Source organism: Corallococcus terminator (genome assembly GCF_049194865.1).
Taxonomy (GTDB): Bacteria; Myxococcota; Myxococcia; order Myxococcales; family Myxococcaceae; genus Myxococcus; species Myxococcus terminator_A.
This window is the reverse complement of the sequence record NZ_JBLZWL010000037.1, coordinates 1-23,921: the sequence shown is the minus strand read 5'-3', so window position 1 is coordinate 23,921 and position 23,921 is coordinate 1. Positions and strand designations below refer to the sequence as shown.

At 71.3% G+C, this 23,921-nt stretch carries 19 protein-coding genes; 16 read left to right on the top strand and 3 right to left on the bottom strand.

Features of this window, described 5'->3' with window-relative positions:
- Positions 1-37 precede the first annotated feature (37 nt).
- The 3 genes from ACN469_RS13760 to ACN469_RS13750 are packed head-to-tail and all read left to right on the top strand — an operon-like array spanning position 38 to position 2,719.
- Positions 38-1,474 carry a DUF7125 family protein gene (locus ACN469_RS13760; RefSeq protein ID WP_498767932.1) on the top strand — a complete coding sequence of 479 codons (1,437 nt, stop codon included), beginning with the start codon at positions 38-40 and terminating at the stop codon, positions 1,472-1,474.
- A 25-nt stretch (positions 1,475-1,499) separates the two neighbouring features.
- Positions 1,500-1,874 (top strand): response regulator, encoded by a 375-nt coding sequence (locus tag ACN469_RS13755; RefSeq protein ID WP_498767930.1) that lies wholly within the window; start codon positions 1,500-1,502, stop codon positions 1,872-1,874.
- A 23-nt stretch (positions 1,875-1,897) separates the two neighbouring features.
- Complete coding sequence (locus ACN469_RS13750; protein ID WP_498767928.1) at positions 1,898-2,719, top strand: hypothetical protein; 822 nt, start codon at positions 1,898-1,900, stop codon at positions 2,717-2,719.
- Between the two features lie 2 nt (positions 2,720-2,721).
- Here the strand turns inward: ACN469_RS13750 and ACN469_RS13745 are convergent, their stop codons facing one another.
- Positions 2,722-4,128, bottom strand: a complete 1,407-nt coding sequence (locus tag ACN469_RS13745) for an FHA and sigma-54 interaction domain-containing protein (RefSeq protein ID WP_498767926.1) — start codon at positions 4,126-4,128, stop codon at positions 2,722-2,724.
- Between the two features lie 193 nt (positions 4,129-4,321).
- Here ACN469_RS13745 and ACN469_RS13740 point away from each other — a divergent pair, with 193 nt between their 5' ends.
- Positions 4,322-5,443: an ADYC domain-containing protein gene (locus tag ACN469_RS13740; RefSeq protein WP_498767924.1), complete on the top strand. Its 1,122-nt coding sequence runs from the start codon at positions 4,322-4,324 to the stop codon at positions 5,441-5,443.
- On the opposite strand, the gene ACN469_RS13735 is transcribed toward ACN469_RS13740, so the two are convergent.
- Entirely contained in the window at positions 5,432-8,704 is a 3,273-nt protein-coding gene (locus ACN469_RS13735) for a protein kinase domain-containing protein (RefSeq protein ID WP_498767922.1), read from the bottom strand. The genes ACN469_RS13740 and ACN469_RS13735 overlap by 12 nt on opposite strands.
- 45 nt (positions 8,705-8,749) lie before the next feature.
- Between ACN469_RS13735 and ACN469_RS13730 the strand changes: the two genes are divergently transcribed.
- The 12 genes from ACN469_RS13730 to ACN469_RS13675 all read left to right on the top strand — a co-directional run bounded on the left by ACN469_RS13730 (position 8,750) and on the right by ACN469_RS13675 (position 23,722).
- Entirely contained in the window at positions 8,750-8,935 is a 186-nt protein-coding gene (locus ACN469_RS13730) for a hypothetical protein (RefSeq protein ID WP_498767920.1), read from the top strand.
- A 43-nt stretch (positions 8,936-8,978) separates the two neighbouring features.
- Positions 8,979-9,779, top strand: coding sequence for a hypothetical protein (locus ACN469_RS13725; protein ID WP_498767918.1), 801 nt, complete (start codon positions 8,979-8,981; stop codon positions 9,777-9,779).
- A gap of 260 nt (positions 9,780-10,039) precedes the next feature.
- Positions 10,040-15,394: a HAMP domain-containing protein gene (locus ACN469_RS13720; RefSeq protein ID WP_498767916.1), complete on the top strand. Its 5,355-nt coding sequence runs from the start codon at positions 10,040-10,042 to the stop codon at positions 15,392-15,394.
- A complete protein-coding gene (locus tag ACN469_RS13715) occupies positions 15,391-16,224 on the top strand; it encodes a CheR family methyltransferase (protein WP_498767914.1) in 834 nt (277 codons plus the stop codon). Before ACN469_RS13720 ends, ACN469_RS13715 begins: the two co-directional genes overlap by 4 nt.
- Complete coding sequence (locus ACN469_RS13710; protein ID WP_498767912.1) at positions 16,221-16,775, top strand: chemotaxis protein CheB; 555 nt, start codon at positions 16,221-16,223, stop codon at positions 16,773-16,775. The genes ACN469_RS13715 and ACN469_RS13710 overlap by 4 nt, the downstream gene beginning before the upstream one ends.
- Complete coding sequence (locus ACN469_RS13705; RefSeq protein WP_498767910.1) at positions 16,772-17,872, top strand: response regulator; 1,101 nt, start codon at positions 16,772-16,774, stop codon at positions 17,870-17,872. Before ACN469_RS13710 ends, ACN469_RS13705 begins: the two co-directional genes overlap by 4 nt.
- Positions 17,873-17,902: 30 nt before the next feature.
- A complete protein-coding gene (locus tag ACN469_RS13700) occupies positions 17,903-18,307 on the top strand; it encodes a hypothetical protein (RefSeq protein WP_498767909.1) in 405 nt (134 codons plus the stop codon).
- On the top strand, positions 18,300-18,560 hold the full coding sequence (locus ACN469_RS13695) for a DUF5985 family protein (protein WP_498767907.1): 261 nt from the start codon (positions 18,300-18,302) through the stop codon (positions 18,558-18,560). Before ACN469_RS13700 ends, ACN469_RS13695 begins: the two co-directional genes overlap by 8 nt.
- A 17-nt stretch (positions 18,561-18,577) precedes the next feature.
- Complete coding sequence (locus ACN469_RS13690; protein ID WP_498767906.1) at positions 18,578-18,844, top strand: DUF5985 family protein; 267 nt, start codon at positions 18,578-18,580, stop codon at positions 18,842-18,844.
- A gap of 83 nt (positions 18,845-18,927) precedes the next feature.
- Entirely contained in the window at positions 18,928-20,097 is a 1,170-nt protein-coding gene (locus ACN469_RS13685; protein ID WP_498767904.1) for an alkaline phosphatase PhoX, read from the top strand.
- 57 nt (positions 20,098-20,154) lie between these two features.
- Complete coding sequence (locus tag ACN469_RS13680) at positions 20,155-21,093, top strand: aldo/keto reductase (protein WP_498767902.1); 939 nt, start codon at positions 20,155-20,157, stop codon at positions 21,091-21,093.
- A gap of 202 nt (positions 21,094-21,295) precedes the next feature.
- Positions 21,296-23,722 carry a sensor histidine kinase gene (locus ACN469_RS13675; RefSeq protein ID WP_498767900.1) on the top strand — a complete coding sequence of 809 codons (2,427 nt, stop codon included), beginning with the start codon at positions 21,296-21,298 and terminating at the stop codon, positions 23,720-23,722.
- Here ACN469_RS13675 and ACN469_RS13670 read toward each other — a convergent pair.
- On the bottom strand, positions 23,691-23,921 hold a 231-nt coding region (locus tag ACN469_RS13670), incomplete at its 5' end, for a hypothetical protein (protein ID WP_498767898.1). The two genes, ACN469_RS13675 and ACN469_RS13670, sit on opposite strands and share 32 nt — an antisense overlap.

Genomic DNA, 23,921 nt, shown 5'->3' with positions numbered 1-23,921 from the left:
GTCTCCTTCCGAGCAAGCGCCGCGACAGGACGCGCGCGTGACCACCGGTGTGCCTGGCCTTGACGGCGTGCTGGGCGGTGGCCTTGTCACCTCGGGTGTCTACATCGTCGTGGGTGAGCCGGGCGCGGGCAAGACGCTCTTCGCCAACCAGCTCTGCTACCACCAGGGCCGTGGAGGGGCTCGATGCCTCTACGTCACGCTGCTGGCCGAGTCGCACGCTCGCATGCTCGCCAACATGCGCGACATGTCCTTCTTCGACTCCGCGCAGCTCCCCGAGAGCGTCTACTACGTCAGCGGCTTCCGCACGCTGGAGGAGCAGGGCCTGCCCGGGCTGCTGGAGCTGTTGCGGCGCGAGGTGCGCAACCACAACACCAGCATCCTCATCCTGGACGGCCTGGTGCAGGCGCAGGAGGCGGCCGGCAGCAGCCGCGACTTCAAGAAGTTCATCCACGAGCTGCAGGTGTCCGCGAGCCTGTCGCGCTTCACCGCGCTGATGCTCACCAGCTCCAACGGCCCGACTGTCCACCCGGAATACACCATGGTGGACGGCATCCTGGAGCTGCGCGAGCGCACCCTGGGCGTGCGCTCCTGGCGCGAACTCCAGGTCCGCAAGTTCCGGGGCGGCGCCACCCTGAGCGGCGTGCACACCTTCCGCATCTCCAATCAGGGGCTGGAGGTCTTCCCCCGGCTGGAGGCGCGCATGAGGCGCACCCAGCCACCGGACCCGGGCAACGAGCGGGTGCACTTCGGCGTCCCGTCGTTGGATGCGCTCTTCCCAGGAGGGCTGGCGAAGGGCTCCACGTCGCTGATGCTCGGGCCTCCCGGCAGCGGCAAGACGCTGATGGGAAGCAGCCTGCTCGCCGAGGGACTGAGGCAGGGCGAGAGCTGCCTGTACATGGGCTTCTACGAGTCGCCCGAGCGCCTGCTCCACAAGGTGGCTGCCGCCGGCATGGACATGGGTGGGGCGGTGAAGGAGGGGAGGATGCACATCCTCTGGCAACCCCCTGCCGAGTCCATCCTGGATGTGCTGGCGGACCAACTCTTGAGCGCGGTGCAGCGCCACCAGGTGACGCGGGTGTTCGTGGATGGGTTGAGCGCGATGAGCCAGGCCGCTCCGGACAGCTCGCGGATGAACTCGTTCTTCGCGGCGCTCACCCAGGAGCTGCGCATGTCGTGCGCGACCACCTTCTTCAGTCTGGAGACGCCGCGCCTCTTCGGGCCCGCGCTCGACATGCCGCTGGAGGTGGGCCCCTCCGCCGTGGCGGAGAACCTCTTCTTCTTGCGGCACTTGGAGCTGGAGGGGCGCCTTCGTCGGCTGCTGACCATCTTCAAGCTGCGGGACACCGACTACGACCCGTCCATCCGGGAGTTTCGTATCTCCCGCCAAGGAATCGAGGTGCTGCCTCCCTTCGACGTTTCCCTGGACACCCTGTTGACGGGCCTTGCCCGACACCGGACCGGTGGCCATCCCTGATTCGTGAGGAGCGAAGCCCGCCCGTATGGAGACGGTCCTGGTGGTGGATGACGAGCAGGGCATCCTGGAAGCCCTCGCGGACCTCCTGAGGGAGGAGGGCTACCGCGTCCTGACGGCCTCTCATGGCCGCGAGGCGCTGGAGCGCATGAGCGAGCTGCGCCCGGACCTGGTCCTCACCGACTGGATGATGCCGGTGCTGGACGGCCCCGCCCTCATTGAACGCATCCGCGCGGAGCCGAACTGGGCCGGCGTGTCGCTGCTGGGCATGAGCGCGGTGGACGTGGGCCCCCTGCGGGCCCAGTACCCGGGCGTTCCCTTCCTCCAGAAGCCCTTCGACATCCCCGCGCTGATGAAGCAGGTCCGCAAGGCGCTGGATGGCAAGCGCGCCGCCTCCGGCTGACGCGAAGGCATTCGGCACCCCCCATGTTCCATCTGCTCAAGCTCGGTCCCGTGCCGCTCTCCCAGGGGAGCACGCAGGTCTATCTGCGCATCACCGACAGCGGCGAGCCGTCCCAGCCCGTCTTCGAGCAGGACGACGCGGCGGGCCTGCGGGTGTTGCTGGAGGGCCTGGAGGACCTGAGCGGGGTGCGGTGTGAGCCCGCGCTCGAGGAGGCCGGGGCGGCGCTGGGCGTGGCGGTGGAGGAGCCCCCGGCGGCGGCGCTCTCGTCGCGCGCGGCCATCGCCACGTTCCTGGCCTGGGGGCAGCGAGGGTTGTCCGCGCTGGGCTCGGACAAGGCGCTGCTCTTCGTCCAGGCGGCCACCGAGTTCTGGGAGGCGCGGCCGTGGACGCACTGGGACGACAGCCAGCCCTTCGAGGTGGCGGTCTCCGGGCCGCTGAATCACACCTTCGAGGGGTGCGTCTTCCACATGGGTGATGGCCGGGCGGGGCTGGCGCTGTACTTCAAGCCCGGCGCGCTCCAGATGCTGATGGAGATGCAGGCGCGAGGGCAGGCCGAGGCCGCGCAGGAGCTGCCCGCCATCGCCGTCACGCTGGACACGACGCCGGCCTATGCCGTGGAGGCGCTGGCCGCCGCGAGCCGCGCGCCCCGGCTGCCCATGCCGCTGAAGACGGGGCGGGACGGCGTGGGCGTGCCGTCCTCGGTGGAGGCGCTGCTGCTGGTGGCCGCGCTGCGCGCCGTGGCTCGGCTGTCGCCCGAGCAGCAGGAAGTGCTGAGCAGCGTGGTGGCGGGGGATGCGCGCATGGAAGTCCATGTGCGGGCCCCGACGCCCCGGCTGCGGCACTGACGCTACGGCTGCTCCGGAGCGTCCAGGCCATGGCGCTCCATCAACCGCCGCAGGTGCGTGCGGTGCATGCCCAGCGCGCGCGCGGCGGCGGCGACGTTTCCGCCGTGTGCCTGGAGGGCCTCCACCACCCGTGCGCGCTCGGAGTCCGCGAGCGGTGGGCTCCGGACGACGACCGGCCGCCGCCGCGCGGGCCTCGGGAGGGGCGGCGTCTCCGGACGCGGGGGCGGGCCTGGGGGGGAGTCGGGCTCCGGCCCGGTGCCCTGGCTGAACGCGGTCCCCGCGGTGGGGCTGAGGTGGCACGCCTCGATGCGCGGCGCGGCCCGCAGGAGCGCCTCCTGCGCGGCGCCGCGGACCTCCACGCGAAGCTCGCGGATGTTGCCCGGCCAGGGACGGAGCAGGCAGGCCTCGAGGAGCGTGACGTGCGCGGGCAGGCCGACGCCCTGCTCCTGGAGGAAGCGGGCCACGAGCAGGGGCAGCTCCTCCGGGCGCCGCCTCAGCGGGGGCAGGGTGACCTCTGGCCTGCCGATGCGGAAGTAGAGGTCCTCCCGGAGCCGCCCGTTCGCCACCTGCGCGCGCAGGTCCTTGTTGCCCGCCGAGCACACGCGCAGGTCCACCTTCCGGGGGCGCGAGCCGCCCAGGGGCAGCACCTCCCGTGTCTCCAGCGCGCGCAGCAGCTTGGACTGGACGGCGAGGTCCAGCTCCGTCACCTCGTCCAGGAACAGCGTCCCGCCGTCCGCCGCCTGGAGGTAGCCGTCCGCGTCGTCCGCGCCGGAGTACGCGCCGCGCCGCGCGCCGAAGAGCAGCCGCTCGGCGAGCCCCTGGGGGATGGCCGCGCAGTTGACGGCCACGAAGGGCCCGGCCCGCTGGGGGCCGTGGTCATGGAAGGCCCGGGCCACGCCCTCCTTGCCCGTGCCGCTCTCCCCGTGGATGTGCAGGGCGAAGCCGTGCTGGGCCGTGCGCGCCACCTGCTCCAGCAGCCTCCGCATCGCGGGGCCCCTGACGAAGCCCTCGTCCCGCATGACGCCCTGGCGCGACAGCGGCCCCACGTCCTTGCCAGGCACGAAGAGCGAGTCCCCCATCCGGATGACCCGCTGGGCCTCGCGCGGGGTGTGCGCCACCAGGGGCGCGCCGTCCACGAAGGTGCCGTTCTGGCTGCCGAGGTCGGTGACGAAGAAGCGCCCGTCTTCGTAACGCACCCGCGCGTGGCTGCGCGACATGCGCGGGTCCGGGTCCGCGCCCAGCTCCGGGGCGCCGCGTCCCAGCACCAGCTCGTCCCCCAGCGGCAGGGCCACGGCCATCGCGGTGCCCGCTCCGAGCACCCGCATCAGCCCCGGCCTCGGAACTTCGCCCGCGCCCTCCTTGCCGTCGGCGGCGTCGCTCTGCTGGAGGGTCGACCGGTCCTGTTCCATGCGCGCCCATCCTACGCGGGAGCCCGTGCCATCAGGCACAGTGCCATCACCTGTGCCACCGCTCCGCGCCGCCGTGGCGCCGGGCCCGCGCCCTGGGACGCTCCCGAGGAGCCCGGCTGGCATGGCGCTCGCTATGGAGGCGCGTCCACGGGGCCCCGGCGGGCCCGACGTTTCACTTCGAGGAGACACCTGGATGAAGACCCTTTGCGCGTGGCTTGGCTGTCTGGCGTTGTTGCTGGGAATGGGGGCGTGTCGCCTGACGGGCCCGGGCCGCCCCACCGACGCGGCGACGCGGCCCGAGGTGATACCGGGCGGTGGGGGGAGCTGTCCCACCGGGCAGTGCGACCCGGACCCCAATGGACTGGGCATCTACGTGGCGGAGGGCCAGAGCTACTGCTTCTTCCACGAGGGGCGCGCGAAGCTGTGTCCCGAGGCCTTCGTCAACACACCCCAGGGCGTCATCATGCGGGTGCGCTCGTTGGAGCAGCCCCGGCGGGTGCTGGACATCCCCGTGCGGCTCACGCCCTCGGCGGCCCCGTCGCAGGCCGGGCACCCGGTGCTCCAGCAGGTCCACGCGAGCCCGACCGACTTCTTCTTCGTCGTCTCCGAGGGAGGGCAGGTCACGAAGGTCCGGGGTGAGGCGCTGGGGCGGCTGACGTTCCACTTCACGCTGCCCGTGGACGAGGTGGACGGCGACGTGGTGAACCGGGGCTACGAGCTGACGCTGCGCACGCTGAACGGGCGCCGCTTCCAGGTGCTCTACCGCGCGGCGGGCAGCGAGCCCTGGTTGCCCCAGTGTCGCGCTCCGGACAAGGCGCCCGTCGCCTCCGTCTTCCTGCCGGCGCGTCACGTGGACGGGCTGAGCGCCTTCGTCGACGAGCAGCTCGACTCCGTCACGATGGCCTGCGACACGGGGGCCATTGGCGCCTGTCTGGCGTGGGGCTACCAGCCCTGGGCGCCGGACACCTTCCAGCTCGACGCGCGCCGGGAGCACGTCTACCGGGCCTGCCTGCAGGCCAAGCGCGCCGCGTACTTCGTCGGCCAGGGGGACTTGAGGGCCTATACGACGAACGGCACCGACTTCCTGCGTCGGGACGCGCACGGGTTCGGCCCGCGCTCCAGCGGCCGGCTCGACGAGCTGGAGCACGTGGAGGCGCTCTGGGGGCCTCGGGGCGCGGTGTGTCTGAACCTGGAGAACCGTCGCCACGACTTCCCCATCCCGCGCACCAGCGTGCTGCCCGCCTGCGCGAGCGCGCCCCAGTGGAGCGCGGCGGCGACGCTCGCCACGGGAGTGGCCCGTCCGCTACCGCGCTGAGCGCTCCGGAGGGAGGCGGCCGAGCGCCGCCTCCGCGTCCCGCAGCGGCTCCGCGTATGTGCTCCGCAGCCAGGGGACGCGCTGGGTGGCGAGGGTGAGCGCGGCGTGGGCTTCGTGCAGGGCCTGGGTCCACGCGGGGCCGCGCTCGAGGGTCCGAGCCCGCGTCAGCAGCAGCGCGCCGCGCACGGCCCGGGCCTCCGCCCAGTCCGGGTCTCTTCGCAGCGCGAGGTCCACCTGCGTCAGTCCTTCATCGACCACGGCCGGGGCCGCCGTGTCCGCCGCCGCCTGGGCCCACCGCCAGCACGCGCGCGCCAGCGTCAGGTGGCTCTCCGGGTAGGGGTACAGCGCCACCGCGCGCCGGGCCTCGGCGAGCGCGCCGCGCAGGGAGGCGCGGCCCACGCGCCCGTCGCGCCGCTGCTGGTCCGCCGCCGCCAGCGCCAGCTCCGCGCCCAGGCTCCGGCAGTCCGCGCACGAGGGAGACAGCCGGGAGGCCTCCGCCAGCGCCAGCCGCCCGGCGGCGAGGGGCTTCGTGGCGTCGCGGCCCTCGCGCAGCGCGTGGAGCGCCTGGAGCAGGTGCGCGTCGGCCTGGTGGAAGGGGGCGCGGTCGGAGCGGGCGTTCAGCTCCCGGGCGCGCGCGGCGGAGCGCAGGGCGCGCTCCAGGGCCGGGCCGGGGTCGCCGCCGGTGTCGAGCAGGTGGCGCGCCCGCGTCAGCTCCGCCGAGGCGGCGTGTTCGTGCGCGGAGTGGAAGCGGTCGTCGACGGCGAGGGCGCGCTCGCTGGCCTCCAGGGCCAGCTGGACGTCGGCCTCCGGCGCGAGGCCGCGTGACAGCCGGTGGGACGCCATCGCCGCGTGCAGCTCGGCCAGGTTCGAGTGGGCGAAGAGGTAGCGCGGGTCCGCGCGGGTCGCCTCCAGGAACGCGCGCGCGGCGGCCTCGTAGGCGGGCAGCGGGTCCTGGCCGTGCTCCCGCTGGTGGTTGCCCCGCCAGCGGTGGACGAGCCCCAGGTCGTTGAGCGCCCAGGGGTAGAGCGGCTGGAGCTCGATGGCCCGGGACAGCCAGCGGAGGGCCGCGTCGAAGGACGCCTCCGGCGGCTGTCCGGCGCGCGCCCGCCGCAGCCCCGTCATGAAGTGGCCGTACCCCAGCGAGTCATGCGCGAGCACGTCGCGGGGGTTGAGCTCCACGGCCCTTTCCGCGGCGGCCATCCACGCGGTGAGCAGGGCCTGCGCGTCGCGCGCGTCAGGCTCCCCCTGGAAGTTCACCGCGCGGTACTGGTTCATCAGGACCTGGGCCTTCTTCGTGTGCCCGGCGGCGCGGTCCGGCGCCGCCGTCAGGCTCTTGTCCACGGCGGCCTCCGCCAGGTCGAGCGAGGCCTTGCGGGAGCGGCCCTCCCGCTTGTCCAGCTCCGACAGTTGCAGCCAGACCTCGGCGAGCGCCTCGTGGCTCCACGCGTCGCTGCGCCCCAGCTCCAGCGCCTGCTCGTAGCGCGCTCCCGCCTCGCGCAGGCCGGCGCGCGCGCCGCCATAGTCCCCCCGCTCCAAGAGGGACATGGCGCGGGCCAGGGAGACGTCCCCGGCGAGCTTGCGCGCCTCGGACAGCCAGGGGGCCTGGGCCATGGCCTCGCGCGCGGCCTCTTCCGCCAGGACATGGTCCTCGCGGTACAGGGCGATGAGCGCCTCCAGGTAGCGAGGGGACTCCAGCTCCAGGCCCCGGCTGCGCTCCAGCGACTGGAGGGCTGGCACCAGGTAGCGCGCCGCGAGCAGGGGCTGCTGGCTGGCCACCCACCCCGCGCCGCCGCCGCGTCGCGCGTCCTCCAGGGCCAGCCGGTAGCGCTCGCCGAGCGCGCGTCCCAGCGCGTAGTGCAGGCCCGGCGAGTCCACGCCCAGCTCCCGCGCGCGCGCCAGGGCTTGGTGGGCCTGCTCGAACTCGCGCAGCGCCAGGTGGCCGCGCCCCAGCGCCTGGAGCACGAGCCCCTCCTCCGGGGGGCCCAGGCCCTGGCCCCGCGCGGAGAGCTTCTCCAGGCGCTCGTGGGCGAGTCGCAGCTCGGGGCGGGTGTCGTGCAGCGGCAGGGCCTGGAACGCGCGGACGAAGGCCTCCAGCTCCTGCACCTGCTGGCCAAGCCGCTCGGCCAGGCGCACGCGCGCGTCCGTCTGGGCCCGCAGCTCGCGTTGCGCCAGCCAGGTGCGCGCCCCGAAGCCCGCGAGCAGCAGCGCGCCCACCAGCGACACGCAGGTGAGCGACACCAGTGCCCGCTGCCCTCGCGTGGCCCGTCGCAGCCGGTGCAGCGGGCCGGGACGCCGTCCGAGGATGGGCTCGCCGTCCAGGTAGCGCCGCAGGTCGTCCGCCAGCGCCTGGGCGGACGCGTAGCGCTGGCCGGGCTCCTTGTGCAGGCACTTGAGGCAGAGCGTCTCCAGCGCGACGTCCAGCGTGGGCACTCGCGAGCGCAGCGGCGGGGGCTCGTCATGGAGCACCTTCGACAGGGTCTCCATCCGCGTGGCCCCGGTGAAGGGGGGCGCCCCGGTGAGCAGCTCGTGGAGCGTGGCCCCCAGGCCGTAGACATCGCCGCGGTGGTCGATGCCGCGCACGTCGCCTCGCGCCTGCTCTGGCGCCATGTACGCGGGCGTCCCCATCACCGCGCCGCTGACGGTGAGGCCGTGTCCCCGCTCCGCCTCGTACGCGAGGCCGAAGTCCATGATGACAGGCGCCCACCCTCCGCCCTCCGTGCGGACCACCATGATGTTGGAGGGCTTGAGGTCCCGGTGGATGACGCCCAGCCGGTGGGCCTCGTGGATGGCTTCGGCGACGTCCTTCATCAGCCGGACCTTCTCCCGCACGGAAAGGTGCCGGGCGGCGGCATCCAGCAGCTCGCCCTCCACGAGCTGCATGGCGATATAGGCCCGCCCGGCGACTTCACCGACCTCGAAGACCTTGCAGACGTGGGGATGGTCGATGCGTGCCTGGGCGCGCGCCTCCTGCAGCAGGCGCAGGGCGCGCTCGGGGTCCGCGCCCCGGATGAACTTGAGGGCCACCTGACGCGAAAGTCGCCGGTCCTTCGCGCGGTAGACCTCGCCCATGCCGCCACGCCCCAGTAGCTCGAACAGTTCGTAGCGTGCCCAGTCGCGAGGGGGCAGGGCGTCCGGCGTGGCGAGGGCGGAGGGTGAGGCCTCCGCGGGTGGCGTCTCCGACGTGGACACGGGCGCGGGCGTGGGCGCCACCGAAGCCACGGTCGGAGCGAGGAGCGGCTCGTCTCTCCCGGAAGGCGCCATGGCCAGACGCTATCACGCGGCTCTGGAGTCGAGCCCCGAGGCCGCATGGCACAGCTCGCGTGCTGTGTCACCGCGCGCGCCTCGCTGTGCCATGAGCTGTGTCATCCGCTCATCGCGGGGCGCGCGCACGCGTGCTCCCGAGTGGCGAAGGTCATCGGCGAGGGAGGCGGCACGGGCCTTGCTCAAGCGGACCGCGACGAGGTGGCGCGAGCGGCACCCGCCGATGCGTGACCTCCGTCGTCAAACCCATCCCCATCAACAGGAAGACTCCATCATGTCGAAGTTGCGTCACACCGTGTTTGTCGCGCTCGCGATTCCCGCCGTGCTGTCGGGCTGTGGTCCCGAGGACCTGTCGGCCGAGCTGTCCCAGGAGGAGGCCGCGAAGCAGGTGCCCGCCGCGCAGGAGCTGGACACCCAGCCCCAGGCCCTGGTCCCGAGCTCCGAGTATACTTGGTCGCAGGGCAATGTCGCGAATCCCATGGGCATCACCTCGGGCAGGTCCTGCTTCCTCACTCGAGTGGGAGGCGACTTCGAGGGGAGTGGCGAGCGGGTGGACATCTTCCAGACGGGCGGCTCCTGGTATCTGGGTGGCAACTCGTCCCAGACGAGCATCAACGGCGCCGCGCGCTGCGTTTCCGCGAGCGGGGACACCACCGAGTATCAATGGACGCAGTCAATGAACTACCCCGTGAACATGGGCACGGCGACCAACCGCATGTGCTACCTGGTGGGGGTCGCCGGCAAGTTCAACGGCGGCGGGGAGTGGGTTCACGCCTATGTCAGCGGGGGGCAGTGGTACCTGAGCGGAGACTCCGGCCAGAGTGGCGTGCGCGCGCGCGCGCGCTGCATCACCGTCAGCCCCACGACGGGCTATACCCCTGAGATTTCCTGGAGCCAGGGCCAGGGCTCGGCGTACATGGGGCCCTCGTCGGGCATGGCTTGTGCCTTGACGTACGTGAAGGGCAAGTTCGAGGGCGGCGGCGAGTACGTCCGCATCTTCGACAGCGGTGGTTACTGGTACCTGGGCGGGGGTTCGAACCAGGTCAGCGTCGCCGCGAAGGCGCGCTGCTTCTAGGCCAGGGGCCACCAGGGCTCGGGCAAGCGCCGGAGCCCGGGCCCTGGTGGGCGCCGGATTTCACGCCGGGTCGTGTAGGTCCCGAGCCAAGTGTTGCCTGGCTCACGAAGCGGGGCCGCAGTGTCAGATGCCTGTCAGCCAGCCCTCCCGAGGGGACTATCCCCGCTCCGGGGAGTCGCGGGAGAACGGAGCCCTTCCGAAAGTTTCCGTTCCCGGCAGCCGAGGGCCACTCCTCGCGGGAACGCGCTGGGGCTCTCCAAATGACCGTGAAGAAGGTTGTCTCCCGCCGCGCCGCCGCGCCTCCTCCGCCGCCGCGCTCCGTGGAGGACGACTCGGACACCTTGGACTCGCGCCAGCTCCTGCGCGTGCTCACCGCCGTGCGCAAGGGCGACTTCTCCGTGCGCATGCCCGTGGACAAGGTGGGCAATGCCGGCAAGGTGGCCGACTCGCTCAATGAAATCATCGAGCTCAACGAGCGCATGGCGCACGAGTTCGAGCGCATTGGCAGCGTGGTGGGCAAGGAGGGTCGCATCACCCAGCGCGCCAACGTGGTGAGCGCCATGGGCTCCTGGGCGGACTGCGTGGAGTCGGTGAACACGCTGGTGGCGGACCTGGTGCAGCCCACCACGGAGATGGGCCGCGTCATCGGCGCCGTGGCGAAGGGCGACCTGTCCCAGACGGTGGCGCTGGAGGTGGATGGCCGTCCGCTCAAGGGCGAGTTCCTGCGCACCGCCCGGCTGGTGAACGGCATGGTGGAGCAGCTGGGCGCGTTCGCCTCGGAGGTGACGCGCGTGGCCCGTGAGGTGGGCACGGAAGGGAAGCTCGGAGGTCAGGCCCGGGTGAAGGGCGTGGCGGGCACGTGGAAGGACCTCACGGACAACGTGAACTCCATGGCCTCCAACCTCACGTCCCAGGTGCGCAACATCGCCGAGGTGACGACGGCGGTGGCCAAGGGCGACCTGTCGAAGAAAATCACGGTGGATGTGCGCGGTGAGATTCTGGAGCTGAAGAACACCATCAACACGATGGTGGACCAGCTCAACTCGTTCGCCTCCGAGGTGACGCGCGTCGCGCGTGAGGTGGGCACCGAGGGCAAGCTGGGCGGACAGGCCGTGGTGAAGGGGGTGGCCGGTACGTGGAAGGACCTCACGGACAACGTGAACTCGATGGCCTCCAACCTCACGTCCCAGGTGCGCAACATCGCCGAGGTGACGACGGCGGTGGCCAACGGAGACCTGTCGAAGAAAATCACCGTGGACGTGCGCGGCGAGATTCTGGAGCTGAAGAACACCATCAACACGATGGTGGACCAGCTCAACTCGTTCGCGTCCGAGGTGACGCGCGTCGCGCGCGAGGTCGGCACCGAGGGCAAGCTGGGCGGACAGGCCGTGGTGCGCGGCGTCGGTGGCACGTGGAAGGACCTCACCGACAACGTGAACTCCATGGCCTCCAACCTGACGTCCCAGGTGCGCAACATCGCCGAGGTGACGATGGCGGTGGCCCGCGGAGACCTGTCGAAGAAAATCACGGTGGATGTGCGCGGCGAGATTCTGGAGCTGAAGAACACCATCAACACGATGGTGGACCAGCTCAACTCGTTCGCGTCCGAGGTGACGCGCGTCGCTCGCGAAGTGGGCACGGAAGGAAAGCTGGGTGGACAGGCCGTGGTGCGCGGCGTCGGTGGCACGTGGAAGGACCTCACCGACAACGTGAACTCGATGGCGTCCAACCTGACGGCTCAAGTGCGCAACATCGCCGAGGTGACGACGGCGGTGGCCAACGGAGACCTGTCGAAGAAAATCACGGTGGATGTGCGCGGTGAGATTCTGGAGCTGAAGAACACCATCAACACGATGGTGGACCAGCTCAACTCGTTCGCCTCCGAGGTGACGCGCGTCGCTCGCGAAGTGGGCACCGAGGGAAAGCTGGGCGGTCAGGCCATCGTGAAGGGCGTGGCGGGTACGTGGAAGGACCTCACGGACAACGTGAACTCCATGGCCTCCAACCTGACGGCGCAGGTGCGCAACATCGCCGAGGTGACGACGGCGGTGGCTCGCGGAGACCTGTCGAAGAAAATCACCGTCGACGTGCAGGGTGAAATCCTGGAGCTGAAGAACACCATCAACACGATGGTGGACCAGCTCTCGTCCTTCGCCTCCGAAGTGACACGAGTGGCTCGCGAAGTGGGTACGGAAGGAAAGCTGGGCGGACAGGCGGAGGTGAAGGGCGTGGCGGGCACGTGGAAGGACCTCACGGACAACGTGAACTCCATGGCCTCCAACCTCACCACGCAGGTGCGCGGCATCGCCAAGGTGGTGACAGCGGTCGCCAACGGTGACTTGAAGCGCAAGCTCGTCGTGGACGCGAAGGGTGAAATCGCGGAGCTGGCGGACACCATCAACGGCATGATTGACACGCTGGCGGTGTTCGCCGACCAGGTGACGACGGTGGCCCGCGAGGTGGGCATCGAAGGGAAGCTGGGCGGACAGGCGCGCGTGCCCGGCACGGCCGGCATCTGGCGCGACCTCACCGACAACGTGAATCAGCTCGCCGCCAACCTGACGACGCAGGTGCGCGCCATCGCCGAAGTGGCCACGGCGGTGACGAAGGGTGACCTCACGCGGTTCATCACCGTGTCCGCGCAGGGCGAAGTGGCCGCCCTGAAGGACAACATCAACGAGATGATCCGCAACCTGAAGGACACCACGCGGAAGAACACGGAGCAGGACTGGCTCAAAACCAACCTGGCCAAGTTCACCCGCGTCCTCCAGGGCCAGCGGGATTTGCTCACGGTGTCCAAGGTCATCCTGTCGGAGCTGGCGCCGCTGGTGGACGCGCAGCACGGCGTCTTCTACATCTCCGAGCGCGCCGAGGCCGGGGAGCAGATTCTCAAGCTGCTGGCGTCGTACGCGTACCGGGAGCGCAAGGGGCTCTCCAACACCTTCAGGCTGGGCGAGGGGCTCGTCGGCCAGTGCGCGCTGGAGAAGGAGCCCATCCTCCTGTCGGACGTGCCGGACACGTACATCCGCATCTCCTCCGGCCTGGGTGAGGAGGTGCCGCGCAACATCGTCGTGCTGCCGGTGCTCTTTGAAGGGGAAATCAAGGCCGTCATCGAGCTGGCCTCGTTCCACCGCTTCAGCGACGTGCACCTGGGCTTCCTGGCGCAGCTCACGGAGTCCATCGGCATCGTCCTCAACACCATCGCCGCGAACATGCGCACGGAGGCGCTGCTCAAGCAGTCGCAGGCGCTCACGGACGAGCTTCGCAAGCAGCAGGAGGAGCTGACGGAGACGAACAAGCGCCTGGAGCAGCAGGCCACGTCGCTCCAGCAGTCGGAGGAGCTGCTCAAGCGGCAGCAGGAGGAGCTGCGCCGCACCAACGAGGAGCTCCAGGAGAAGGCGAAGCTGCTCTCCGAGCAGAAGACGGAGGTGGAGCGGAAGAACGGCGAGGTCGAGCAGGCCAAGCGCGCGCTCGAGGAGAAGGCGGAGCAGCTCAGCCTCACCTCCAAGTACAAGAGCGAGTTCCTGGCCAACATGAGCCACGAGCTGCGCACGCCGCTCAACTCGCTGCTCATCTTGAGTCAGACGCTCAGCGACAACGTGGAGGGCAACCTCACCGGGCGGCAGGTGGAGTTCGCCCGGACCATTCACGCCTCTGGCGCGGACCTGCTGGAGCTCATCAACGACATCCTCGACCTGTCGAAGATTGAGTCCGGCACGATGACGGTGGACGTGGGCCCGCTGCGCTTCAGCGACCTGCGCGAGTTCGTGGACCGCACCTTCCGGCAGGTGGCGGACAAGAAGGGCCTCCAGTTCGACATCGACCTGGCGCGGGGCATGGCCGGCGAGGTGGAGACGGACGCCAAGCGGCTCCAGCAGGTGCTCAAGAACCTGCTGTCCAACGCCTTCAAGTTCACCGAGTCCGGCTCCGTGTCGCTCGACATCGGCATGGCCCAGGGCGGCTGGACGGCGGACCACCCGGTGCTCTCCGCCGCGCCCTCGGTGGTGGCCTTCTCCGTGCGAGACACGGGCATCGGCATCCCCAAGGACAAGCACCACATCATCTTCGAGGCGTTCCAGCAGGCGGACGGCTCCACCGCGCGCAAGTACGGCGGCACCGGCCTGGGCCTGTCCATCAGCCGTGAAATCGCGCGGCTGCTCGGCGGCGAAATCCGACTGGAGAGCGAGCCGGGCCAGGGCAGCGTCTTCACCCTGTACCTGCCGCTGGACTTCGTCGCGGACCGGCCGGGACAGGAGTCCTCGCGCACGGTGCCCGCCGCCGCCGCCCTGGCCCACACGGCCTCGTTGGTGCCGCCGCTCCACCTGGAGGAGGTGGCGCCCCCTGTCTCCCTGGCGTCGTTGGGCATCGACGATGACCGGCAGTCCATCCAGCCCGGAGACAAGGTGCTGCTCGCGGTGACGCACGCGCCGGACCACGCGGCGCGGCTGCGAGTGGCGGCGCAGGGCGCGGGCTTCAAGGTGCTGGTCTCCACGGAGGTGGAGGGCGCGCTGGACGCCGTGCGCAACGCGCGGCCCGTGGCCGTGGCGGTGGACCTGGACCTGCCGGAGATGGCGGGCTGGGTGGTGCTGGACAGGCTCAAGCACGACGCGGGGACGCGCGCGCTGCCCGTGTACACGGTGTCCGACGCGGACCACCGGGAGCGCTCGCTCAACCTGGGCGCCATCGGCCACCTGCGCGCGGCGGCGGACCCGGCGGCGGCGGCGGCGGCGCTGGCCTCCTTGCGCGCCTTCGTGGAGCGCAAGGGGCGGGGCCTGCTCATCGTCGAGGACGACACCGTGCACCGGCAGACGCTGCTGGAGCTGTTGGGCAGCGAGGACGTGCAGACGGTGGCCGTGGGCACGGCGGCGGACGCGCTGGCCGCGCTGGCCGAGCGTCGCTTCGACTGCATGGTGTTGGATTTGGGCCTGCCGGACCTGCCCGGCACGGAGCTCATCCGCCGCGTGCGAGAGGCGCATGGCGCGGGCGGGCCGCCCATCATCGTCTACACGGGCCGCGAGCTGTCCCGCGCCCAGGAGACGGAGCTGCGCCGGGTGGCGGAGGCCATCGTCGTCAAGGACGCGCAGAGCCCGGAGCGACTGCTGGAGGAGACCAGCCTGTTCCTGCACCGCTCGCCCGCGAACCTGTCCGAGTCCAAGCGCCGCATGCTGGAGAAGGCGCGCGAGAGAGACCCGCTGCTCGTCAACCGCAAGGTGCTGGTGGTGGACGACGACGTGCGCAACATCTTCGCCCTCAACACCGTGCTGGAGCGCTACGGCATGAACGTGGCCTTCGCGGAGAGCGCGCGCGAGGGGCTGGCGCAGCTGGAGACGGACCCGGACATCGAGCTGGTGTTGATGGACGTGATGATGCCGGAGATGGACGGCTATCAGGCCATGCGCGCCATCCGCCGCATGGAGCGCGTGGCGCACCTGCCGATCCTGGCCCTCACCGCGAAGGCGATGAAGGGAGACCGCGAGAAGTGCCTGGATGCGGGCGCGTCCGACTACATCACCAAGCCGGTGGATATCGAGAAGCTGCTCAGCCTGCTGCGCGTGTGGCTGCACGCGCCGCGAGGCGTCTCGGCGCGAGGCCCTCGCACGGAGGTCTCCGGGTGAGCGCGGCAGCTTCGGCCGCGGCCCTGGAGGCCCTGGAGGCGGACCTCCTCCTGGAGGGCGTGGCCCGCCATTGGGGCTTCGATTTGCGCAGCCACTCCCGGCCCCAGCTGCTGCGGCGGCTGCGGCGCCACCTGCGCGAGGAGCGCCTGGAGTCCTTCTCCGCGCTCCAGGCCCGCGTGCTGCACGACGGCGAGGCGCTGGAGGGGCTCTTGCGCGCGCTGTCCAGCACGCCGCCGGGCCTCTTCATGGACGCGGCCTTCTTCCGCGACTTCCGCGCGCGCGTGGTGCCGGTGCTGCGCACCTGGCCGTCCGTGCGCGTCTGGCACGCGGGCTGCGGCACTGGCGAGGACACCTATGCCCTGGCCATCCTGCTGCACGAGGAGGGGCTGTGGGGCCGCTGCCGGCTCTACGCCTCCGACGCGAGCGAGGGCCTCTTGGCGGACGCGCGCACCGGCGTGCTGCCCCTGCCCGGCGAGGACGACGCGCGCCGCCACGCGGAGTCGGGCGGAAGGGGCTCGCTGTCGGACTACTACACGCGCGACGGCAACTGGGCGCTGCTCCAGCCGAAGCTGCGCGACGGCATCTTCTTCACCCAGCACAACCTGACCATCGACGGCTCGTTCAACGAGTTCCACGTCATCCTGTGCCGGGACACCCTGCTGTCCTTCAATCGCGCCCTGCACAACCGCGTGCACGCGCGGCTGTACGAGAGCCTGGCCCGCTTCGGCTTCCTGTGTCTGGGGCGCAAGGAGTCGCTCGCGCGCACGCCGCACGTCGCCGCGTACGAGGAGCTGGAGGGCAGTGGCCACATCTTCCGGAGGGTGACATGAGCGTGGGCCTGCTGGTGGTGGGGGCGCCCCGGAGCGCGGGAGCGGACCTGGAGACGCTGCTGTCCGTGCTGCCAGCGCAACTGCCGGCGCCCGTCGTCGTCGTACTGCACCGGGGGCCGCATGACGTGCTGGCCGCGCCGCTGGGCCGCCGCTGCGCGCTGCCGGTGGTGGAGCCGGACGACAAGGACGACCTGGTGCCCGGCCGCGTGTACCTGGCGCCGTGGGGCTATCACCTGCTGGTGGACCGGGGCAGCGTGGCCCTGTCCGTGGAGTCCCCCGAGCACGGCTGTCGTCCCGCCATCGACGCCCTCTTCGAGTCCGCGGCGGACAGCTACGGCGCGGCGGCGGCGGGGCTGCTCTTCTCCGGCCATGAAGATGGCCACGAGGGCCTGGGGTTCCTCCAGGCGCGCGGCGGACGCGTGGCCGTGGTGCGAGGCGAGTCCGAGGGCGGCGAGGGGCAGGAGGGCGAGGTGGAGCGCCTGTTCCTCACCGAGGTGGGAGGATGGCTGACGCGGCTGGCCTATGTGTCGCGCGGCCGGGTGCAGCCATGAGCGCCGCGTCCTCGCGTGGCCCGGTGCTCTCCGTGGAGCCCGTCAGCATCCTCCTGGTGGATGACCAGCCGGAGGGGCTCCTGGCGCTGGAGGCGACGTTGGCGCCGCTGGGGCAGAAGCTCATCACCGCGAAGAGCGGCCGCGAGGCGCTGCGCCACCTGCTCACCCAGGACTTCGCCGCCATCCTCCTGGATGTCGTCATGCCAGGCATGGACGGCTTCGAGACGGCGAGCCTCATCCGCGAGCGCGAGCGCAGCCGCAACACGCCCATCCTCTTCCTCACCGCCCTGTCGCGCGGCCAGCTCCCGGAGCTGCGCGCCTACGCGGTGGGCGCGGTGGACTACCTGCTCAAGCCCTACGAGCCGGAGATCCTCCGCTCGAAGGTCGGCGTCTTCGTGGACCTGTTCCGCAAGACGGAGCTGGTGCGGCGCCAGGCGGAGGCGCTGCGCGAGACGCAGCGGCGCGAGCACGAGAGCGAGCTGGCGGAGGCCCACCGGCGCATGGAGGCGGAGCGGGCCCGCGCGCGCGAGGAGCACCTGCGCCGGGAGATGGAGTCGCACCGCAACCAGCAGCGCTGGCTGGAGGCCGTGCTGACCGCGCTGCCCACGCCCCTGGCCCTGGTGGAACCGGGCAGCGGCCAGACGCTGCTGGCCAACCGGGCCGCCCAGGGACTGGCCGGTGGGTGTCTGGCGTATCGCGAGGCGCCGGGCCTCCACGAAGGCGTCATCGTCCGAGGCCAGGATGGAAGCCCGCTGCCACGAGAGGCGCAGCCGCTGATGCGCGCGGCCCGGGGCGAGACGCTCCAGGGCCTCCACGTGGACTGGGAGCTGGGCGACCAGCGCGGCGCGGTGCGCGCCTTCAGCACGCTGCTGCCGAAGATGTACGGGCGACCGGAGACGGTGCTGCTGGCGCTGCTCGACGTGACGGGCCCGAGCGCCACCCAGCAGCTCGTCGAGGGACTGCGACACCTGGTGCCCGCCGTCCCCACGCCGACGGAGCAGGGGGCCGGGCAGGGCCTCATCCCGGCGAAGCCGAGCGAGCCGGCGAAGGAGCTGCTCGCGCTCGAAGCTGAACACGCCCGTGCGGGAAAAGGTTGACGCACAAAATAACGTGGGCATGGTGGCTTCGTGAGCGACACCGGACTCCCCCCGCGGGTCCAGCGCTTCATCACGACGCACATCGACTCGCTGGAGAAGCTGGAGGTGCTTCTCTTGCTCCGTGCCCATCCGGCGCGGGAGTGGACCGCGTCATCGGTGAGCCTGGAGCTGCGCATCACAGAACCCTCCGCGGCGGCGAGGCTGACGGACCTCACCGCGCGCAAGCTGCTGGTGAGCGACGGCGGCGCCGTGCCCGTCTATCGTTTCAGTCCCGCGAGTTCAGAAGACGCGCAGGCGGTGACAGAGCTGGCGGCGGTGTACGGTACGCGGCGGGTGACGGTCATCTCCTTCATCTTCTCCCGCCCGCTGGACAAGGTCCGGGGCTTCGCGGAAGCCTTCGTGCTCAAGAAGGACAAGGACGGCGGCAATGGCTGAGGCGGTCTACATCCTCTGTGCCTTGACGAGCGTGGCGTGCGCGGTGCTGCTGTTGCGCGCGTGGAAGAGCAGCCAGTCCCGGCTGCTCCTGTGGAGCGGGCTGTGCTTCGTGGGCATGGCGGTCAGCAACGTGCTGCTCTTCGTGGACCTGGTGATTCTGCCGACCACCATCGACCTGTACATGCCACGCCTGCTGGCCGGGCTGGTCAGTGTCTCCATCCTGCTTTACGGCCTCATCTGGGATGCCTCGTGAGGTAGGGTCGCTCGCCCATGCTCAGGTCCATGCTCAACGGCGCGATGGCGATGGGATGGCTGGCGTGCGCCTTGTTCTTCCTGCGTTTCTGGAAGCAGTCGCACGAGCGCCTGTTCGCCTTCTTCGCGGTGTCGTTCGGCTTGCTGGGTGTGAACTCGGCGATATCCGCGCTGATGGACTCGCTGGACGAGCGCCGCTACTACCTCTACGTGGCGCGGCTTGTCGCCTTCCTCATCATCCTCTACGCCATCTGGGACAAGAACCGCGCTGGTCGACGCGGCTGATGTCGCGGGCCTCACGCTCGCGCCGCGTTCAGTGGTGAGGGGCACGGTGGGTGGTTTTCCTGCGCATACAGGAGAACCCGCACATGCGCCTGAGTCGCCGTGGCTTCCTTCGTCTCTCCGCGCTCGGAAGTGGAGCGCTCGCCTGGGGCCCCTCGTTCTGGAGGGAGGCCTATGCGGCGCCGGCCCAGCCGGGCGTGAGTCCCTACGGGGCCATCTCCGGGAGCCCGGACGTCAACGGCCTGCGGCTGCCGGCGGGCTTCACCTCGCGAATCGTGGCCCGCTCGGGACAGTCGGTGGGGAACACGGGCTACGTGTGGCACCCCGCGCCGGACGGTGGCGCCTGCTTCGCGCGGCCTGACGGCGGCTGGGTGTACGTGTCCAACAGCGAGGGCAACCCCGGAGGCGTAGGAGCGCTGCGCTTCAACGGCGGTGGGAGCGTGGTGGCGGCGTACCGCATCCTGTCCGGCACGCGGATGAACTGCGCGGGGGGGCCGACGCCCTGGGGCACGTGGCTGTCGTGCGAGGAGCACAGCGGCGGGCGCGTCTGGGAGTGCAACCCGGTCAAGGCCTCGCAGGGCGTGGTGCGTGGCGCGTTGGGGACGTTTCCCCATGAGGCGGTGGCGGTGGACCCGGACGGTGGCCGGCTCTATCTGACGGAGGACCAGCCGAGCGGGCGGCTGTACCGCTTCACTCCGTCCGCGTGGCCGGTGCTGGCGGCGGGCACGTTGGAGGCGGCCCACGTGACGGGCAATGCGCTGACGGGGAACGCGACGGTGAGCTGGGTGCCGTGCGCGGCGAACAAGTCGGCGTCGCTCCAGCCCGACGTGGCGGCGCGGACGACGGTTTTCAACGGCGGCGAGGGTTGCTGGTACGACAGCGGCGTCGTCTACGTCACCACCAAGGGTGACAACCGCGTGTGGGCCCACACCCCGGCCACGGGCAAGCTGGAGGTCATCTACTCCGCGTCCCTGTATCCGGGCTCGCCGCTGTCCGGCGTGGACAACGTGGTGGTGTCCCGCTCGGGTGACCTCTTCGTCGCGGAGGACGGTGGCAACCTGGAAATCTGCCTCATCACCCCGGGCCCCCAGCGCATCGTCGCCAGCTTCCTGCGCGTGCATGGCCACCCGGGCTCGGAGCTGACGGGGCCGGCCTTCAGTCCGGATGGACGCAGGCTGTACTTCAGCTCGCAGCGCGGGACGACGAACTCCATCAACGCGGGCGTGACGTTCGAGGTCTCCGGACCCTTCCGCTGAACCTTCCCGCGCCACGCGCCTTGACGACGAGGGAGGGCCTCTTGCACAACCGGAGGCATGTCAACGCCTCCGCTTCCCCGCTTCACGCCCCGCCGCGCGCTGGGGCGCACCGGCTTCGTCGCCACGGCGGTGGGCATCGGTGACATCGCGGACCGCGCGGCGCCCCGCGAGTCGCTCGTCGCCACGCTGCGCCGCGCCCTGGACGCGGGGCTGAACGTCATCGACACCGCGCCCAACTACGAGGAGGGGCTGAGCGAGGAGGTGGTGGGCGAGGCGCTGCGCGGCCGACGTGAGGGCGTGTTCCTCATCGACAAGGTGGACGTGCTCGACGCGCCGGTGGCGCCGCAGGTGGAGGCCAGCTTGAAGCGGCTGGGCCACGCGACGGTGGACCTGTTCGCCTTCCATGCCGTGTCGGAGCTGGCCGCGTGGGAGCAGCTGGCCGCGCCGGGTGGCGGGCTGGAGCAGCTGGGCCGGTGCGTGAGCGCGGGACAGGCGCGCTTCCGGGGCATCTCCAGCCACCATCCGGACGTGCTGCGCGCGGCGGTGGGCTCCGGGCTGTGTGACGTGGTGATGTTCCCGCTGGGGCCCTTCGTGGACCCGCGCTACGTGGAGGACGTGCTGCCGCTGGCGCGCTCGCGCGGCGTGGGGGTGGTGTCGTTCAAGACGTTCGGCGCGGGCAAGCTCCTGGGCGACACGGAGGGTTATGGCCGTCCGCTGGAGGCCCGGCCGCGCGGCAAGGTGGGCTCCGGCGGACGCGAGGACCGCGACGCGCCGCTCTTGCCGCACCTGAGCGTGGAGGAGTGCGTGCGCTACACGCTGTCGCTGGACCCGGACGTCATGTTGATGGGGATGAGCCACCCCAACGAGCAGGACGCGGCGCTCGGCGCGGCCCACTCGGCGCGGCCCTTGTCGATGGAGGAGCGGGCCGACGTGCGCGAGCGCGCGAAGGTGGCCATCGACGGCAAGGGCGGCGTGTGGTGGAACCCGCCAGGCTGAGTCCACCGTCTCCCAGTCCCGAGTCATTCCGTACGAGCGGCACTCGAAGCGGCGCGTGCGAATGGGACTCAACGTCTCACGGGTTTGACACTGGACAGTCCCCCTGTCCGCGAAGACAGGCGGCATTGTTGGCGCATCCGAGACGTCTTTAGCTCGGGGTCCGATGTCGCGCGGCGCTTCTCTTCCATCGTGGTCTTCCTTCATGTCCGCCGAGCCCGGTTCCTCCCCTGACGCGGCCTTCGATGACGCCGGGCAACCCCGAGGCGTCGCGACGTCCTCCGAGCTTCAGGCGCAAGCAGTCTCAGCGGAGTCCGCGCGCCTGGTCTTCCTGGCCCGCGCGGGCGAGCTGCTGGGAGAGTCACTGGAGTGGCGCACGGTGCTCCAGCGCCTGGCGGAGCTGGCGGTGCCGGTGCTGGCGGACTGGTGCGCGGTGGATGTCATCGCCGAGGACGGGCGCGTGGAGCGCGTGGCCGCGGCGCATCGGGAGCCGGAGAAGGTGGCGCTGGTGCACGAGCTGGCCCAGCTGTGGCCCGTGGACCTGGTGTCACCGGGTGGCATCTCCGAGGCCCTGCGCACCGGACGTCCCGTCGTGCTGCCGGTGGTGCCGGACGAGCTGCTGCCGGGGCTGGTGCGAGCCAGGGAGCAGCTCGACAGCGTCCGGCACCTGGTCAGTCGGGCGGCGCTCATCCTGCCGTTGGTGGCGCGAGGACGGGTGCTCGGCGCCATGTCGCTGGTGCGAGGAGACAGGGTGGCTTCCTTCGACGCGCCGGACGTGGAGGTGGCGATGGAGCTGGCCCGCCGCGCCAGCCTGTCCATGGACAACGCGCTCCTGTACGAGGAGGCGCGAGCGGCCCAGTCCTTCTCTTCACGGCTGCAGACGGTGACGGCGGCGCTGTCCCGCGCGGCCACGGCCGAGGACGTGGCGCGGGTGCTGGTGCGCGAAGGGCTGGAGGTCGCGGGCGCGACGCGGGTCGTCCTGGTGGAGCTGACCGACGACGGCTGCCTGCGCGCGCTCGGCGCCATCGGCTACTCGCGGGATTGGATGGATGCCATTGACGGGCAGCGGGTGTCGGGCCTGCCCATGCTGGCGCTCGCGATGGAGCGGCGCGAGGCGCAGTGGTTCTCCCGCCTGGAGGACCTCCTCCCCCTGGCGGGCATCGTGGAGCGCGACCTCTCCGCGCTGGGCGAGGGCGCGCGCGCCATCCTCCCGCTGCTGACGGAGCGGGGCATCCTGGGCTTCGTGGGACTGGCGTGGAGCGCGCCGCGCGTGTTCGCGCCGCTGGAGCGCACCTTCCTGGAGGCGCTGGCCCACCAGTGCTCGCAGGCGTTGGAGCGCGCGGCCTTGTACGGGACGCTGCGCGAGCGCGGAGAGCGGCTGCATCACGCGCTGCAGATGGGCAAGGAGGCCGAGGAGCGGCTCTTCTTCCTGCTGGAGGCGAGCCGCGCGTTGGCGGAGCACCTGGACGACGTGGAGTGGACGCTGGAGCACGTGGCCCGCGTGGCCGCGAGCAGCGTGGCCTCCAGTTGTCTGGTGGAGCTGGTGGGGCCGGACGGCTCCCTGCGGTGCGTGGCGTCCGCGCACCAGGAGCCCTCGCGGGATGCCTCCGTGCTCTCCGTGCTGGGCGGAGAGGGCGTGCTGTCCCTGTCGCGCGAGTGCTTCCAGTCGGGTGAGCCGCGCTTCGTGCCGGACGTGGACGCGGCCCTGTGCGAGCGGCTGTCGGAGAGTTCCGAGCACCAGCGCGCGCTCCTGGAGGCCTTGAGGCCCGCGTCGCTGCTGGTGGTGCCGGTGCGCACGCGCGGGCGCACGCTGGGCGTCATCACGCTGGGCACGTCGCCGCCGCAGCGTCCGCTGGCCATGTCGGACGTGTCGATGATGGAGGAGCTGGCGCGGCGCGTGGCGGTGGCGCTGGAGAACGCGTCGCTGTACCGGGACGCGCAGGCGGCCGTCCGGCTGCGCGACGAGTTCCTGTCGGTGGCGAGCCACGAGCTGAAGACGCCGCTGACGAGCCTCAAGCTCCAGCATGGGCTCATCGACCGGTCGCTCGGCTCGGACTCGCGGGAGAAGGTGGCGCCCCGGCTCTCCACGGCGATGCGCCAGGTGCAGCGGCTGGCCTCGCTGGTGGACCACCTGCTGGACGTCAGCCGCGTGTCGCTGGGACGGCTGGCGCTGGAGCCCACGGAGGTGGACCTGGGCCAGGCGGTGCTCGACGCGGTGGAGCGGATGGAGGAGGTGTTCGCCGTGGCCGGGTGCTCGGTGCGCGTGGATATCCCGGAGCCGCTCCAGGGCCGGTGGGACTCGCTGCGGCTGGACCAGGTGCTGGTGAACCTGCTCACCAACGCGGCCAAGTACGGCGCGGGCAGGCCCGTGCAAGTCACCGCCTCGACGGCGGACGGGGACCAGGTGCGGCTGTCGGTGCGCGACGAGGGCATCGGCATCTCCGAGACGGCCCTGCCGCGCCTCTTCGGTCGCTTCGAGCGCGCGGTGTCGGAGCGTCACTACGGAGGGCTGGGCCTGGGGCTCTACATCAGCCGACAGATTGTCGAGGCGATGGGCGGTCGCATCGAGGTGGAGAGCCGCGAGGGCGTGGGCTCCGTCTTCACCGTCCACCTGCCTCGCGCAGCAGGGTGAGCGCGCGCTCCAGCACCTCGTCGCGTCCGGCGCGCAGGCCGCGCACGGTGGGGTGGACCTCCACGTCCGGGCGCAGTCCCACGCCCTGCACCGCGCGGCCGTCGGGCGTCTCGAAGCGCTGACCGGTGAAGAGGACGCAGACGTCGCCGGGCAGGCAGACGTTGGTGGTGTCGCCCACCGCGCCCGCCGTGGCGCTCCC

Coding starts and splice junctions, on each gene's coding strand:
- ACN469_RS13755 (WP_498767930.1), top strand. CDS start 1,500: ATGGAGACGGTCCTGGTGGTGGATGACGAGCAGGGCATCCTGGAAGCC.
- ACN469_RS13750 (WP_498767928.1), top strand. CDS start 1,898: ATGTTCCATCTGCTCAAGCTCGGTCCCGTGCCGCTCTCCCAGGGGAGC.
- ACN469_RS13745 (WP_498767926.1), bottom strand. CDS start 4,128: ATGGAACAGGACCGGTCGACCCTCCAGCAGAGCGACGCCGCCGACGGC.
- ACN469_RS13740 (WP_498767924.1), top strand. CDS start 4,322: ATGAAGACCCTTTGCGCGTGGCTTGGCTGTCTGGCGTTGTTGCTGGGA.
- ACN469_RS13735 (WP_498767922.1), bottom strand. CDS start 8,704: ATGGCGCCTTCCGGGAGAGACGAGCCGCTCCTCGCTCCGACCGTGGCT.
- ACN469_RS13730 (WP_498767920.1), top strand. CDS start 8,750: ATGGCACAGCTCGCGTGCTGTGTCACCGCGCGCGCCTCGCTGTGCCAT.
- ACN469_RS13725 (WP_498767918.1), top strand. CDS start 8,979: ATGTCGAAGTTGCGTCACACCGTGTTTGTCGCGCTCGCGATTCCCGCC.
- ACN469_RS13720 (WP_498767916.1), top strand. CDS start 10,040: ATGACCGTGAAGAAGGTTGTCTCCCGCCGCGCCGCCGCGCCTCCTCCG.
- ACN469_RS13710 (WP_498767912.1), top strand. CDS start 16,221: ATGAGCGTGGGCCTGCTGGTGGTGGGGGCGCCCCGGAGCGCGGGAGCG.
- ACN469_RS13705 (WP_498767910.1), top strand. CDS start 16,772: ATGAGCGCCGCGTCCTCGCGTGGCCCGGTGCTCTCCGTGGAGCCCGTC.
- ACN469_RS13695 (WP_498767907.1), top strand. CDS start 18,300: ATGGCTGAGGCGGTCTACATCCTCTGTGCCTTGACGAGCGTGGCGTGC.
- ACN469_RS13690 (WP_498767906.1), top strand. CDS start 18,578: ATGCTCAGGTCCATGCTCAACGGCGCGATGGCGATGGGATGGCTGGCG.
- ACN469_RS13685 (WP_498767904.1), top strand. CDS start 18,928: ATGCGCCTGAGTCGCCGTGGCTTCCTTCGTCTCTCCGCGCTCGGAAGT.
- ACN469_RS13680 (WP_498767902.1), top strand. CDS start 20,155: ATGTCAACGCCTCCGCTTCCCCGCTTCACGCCCCGCCGCGCGCTGGGG.
- ACN469_RS13675 (WP_498767900.1), top strand. CDS start 21,296: ATGTCCGCCGAGCCCGGTTCCTCCCCTGACGCGGCCTTCGATGACGCC.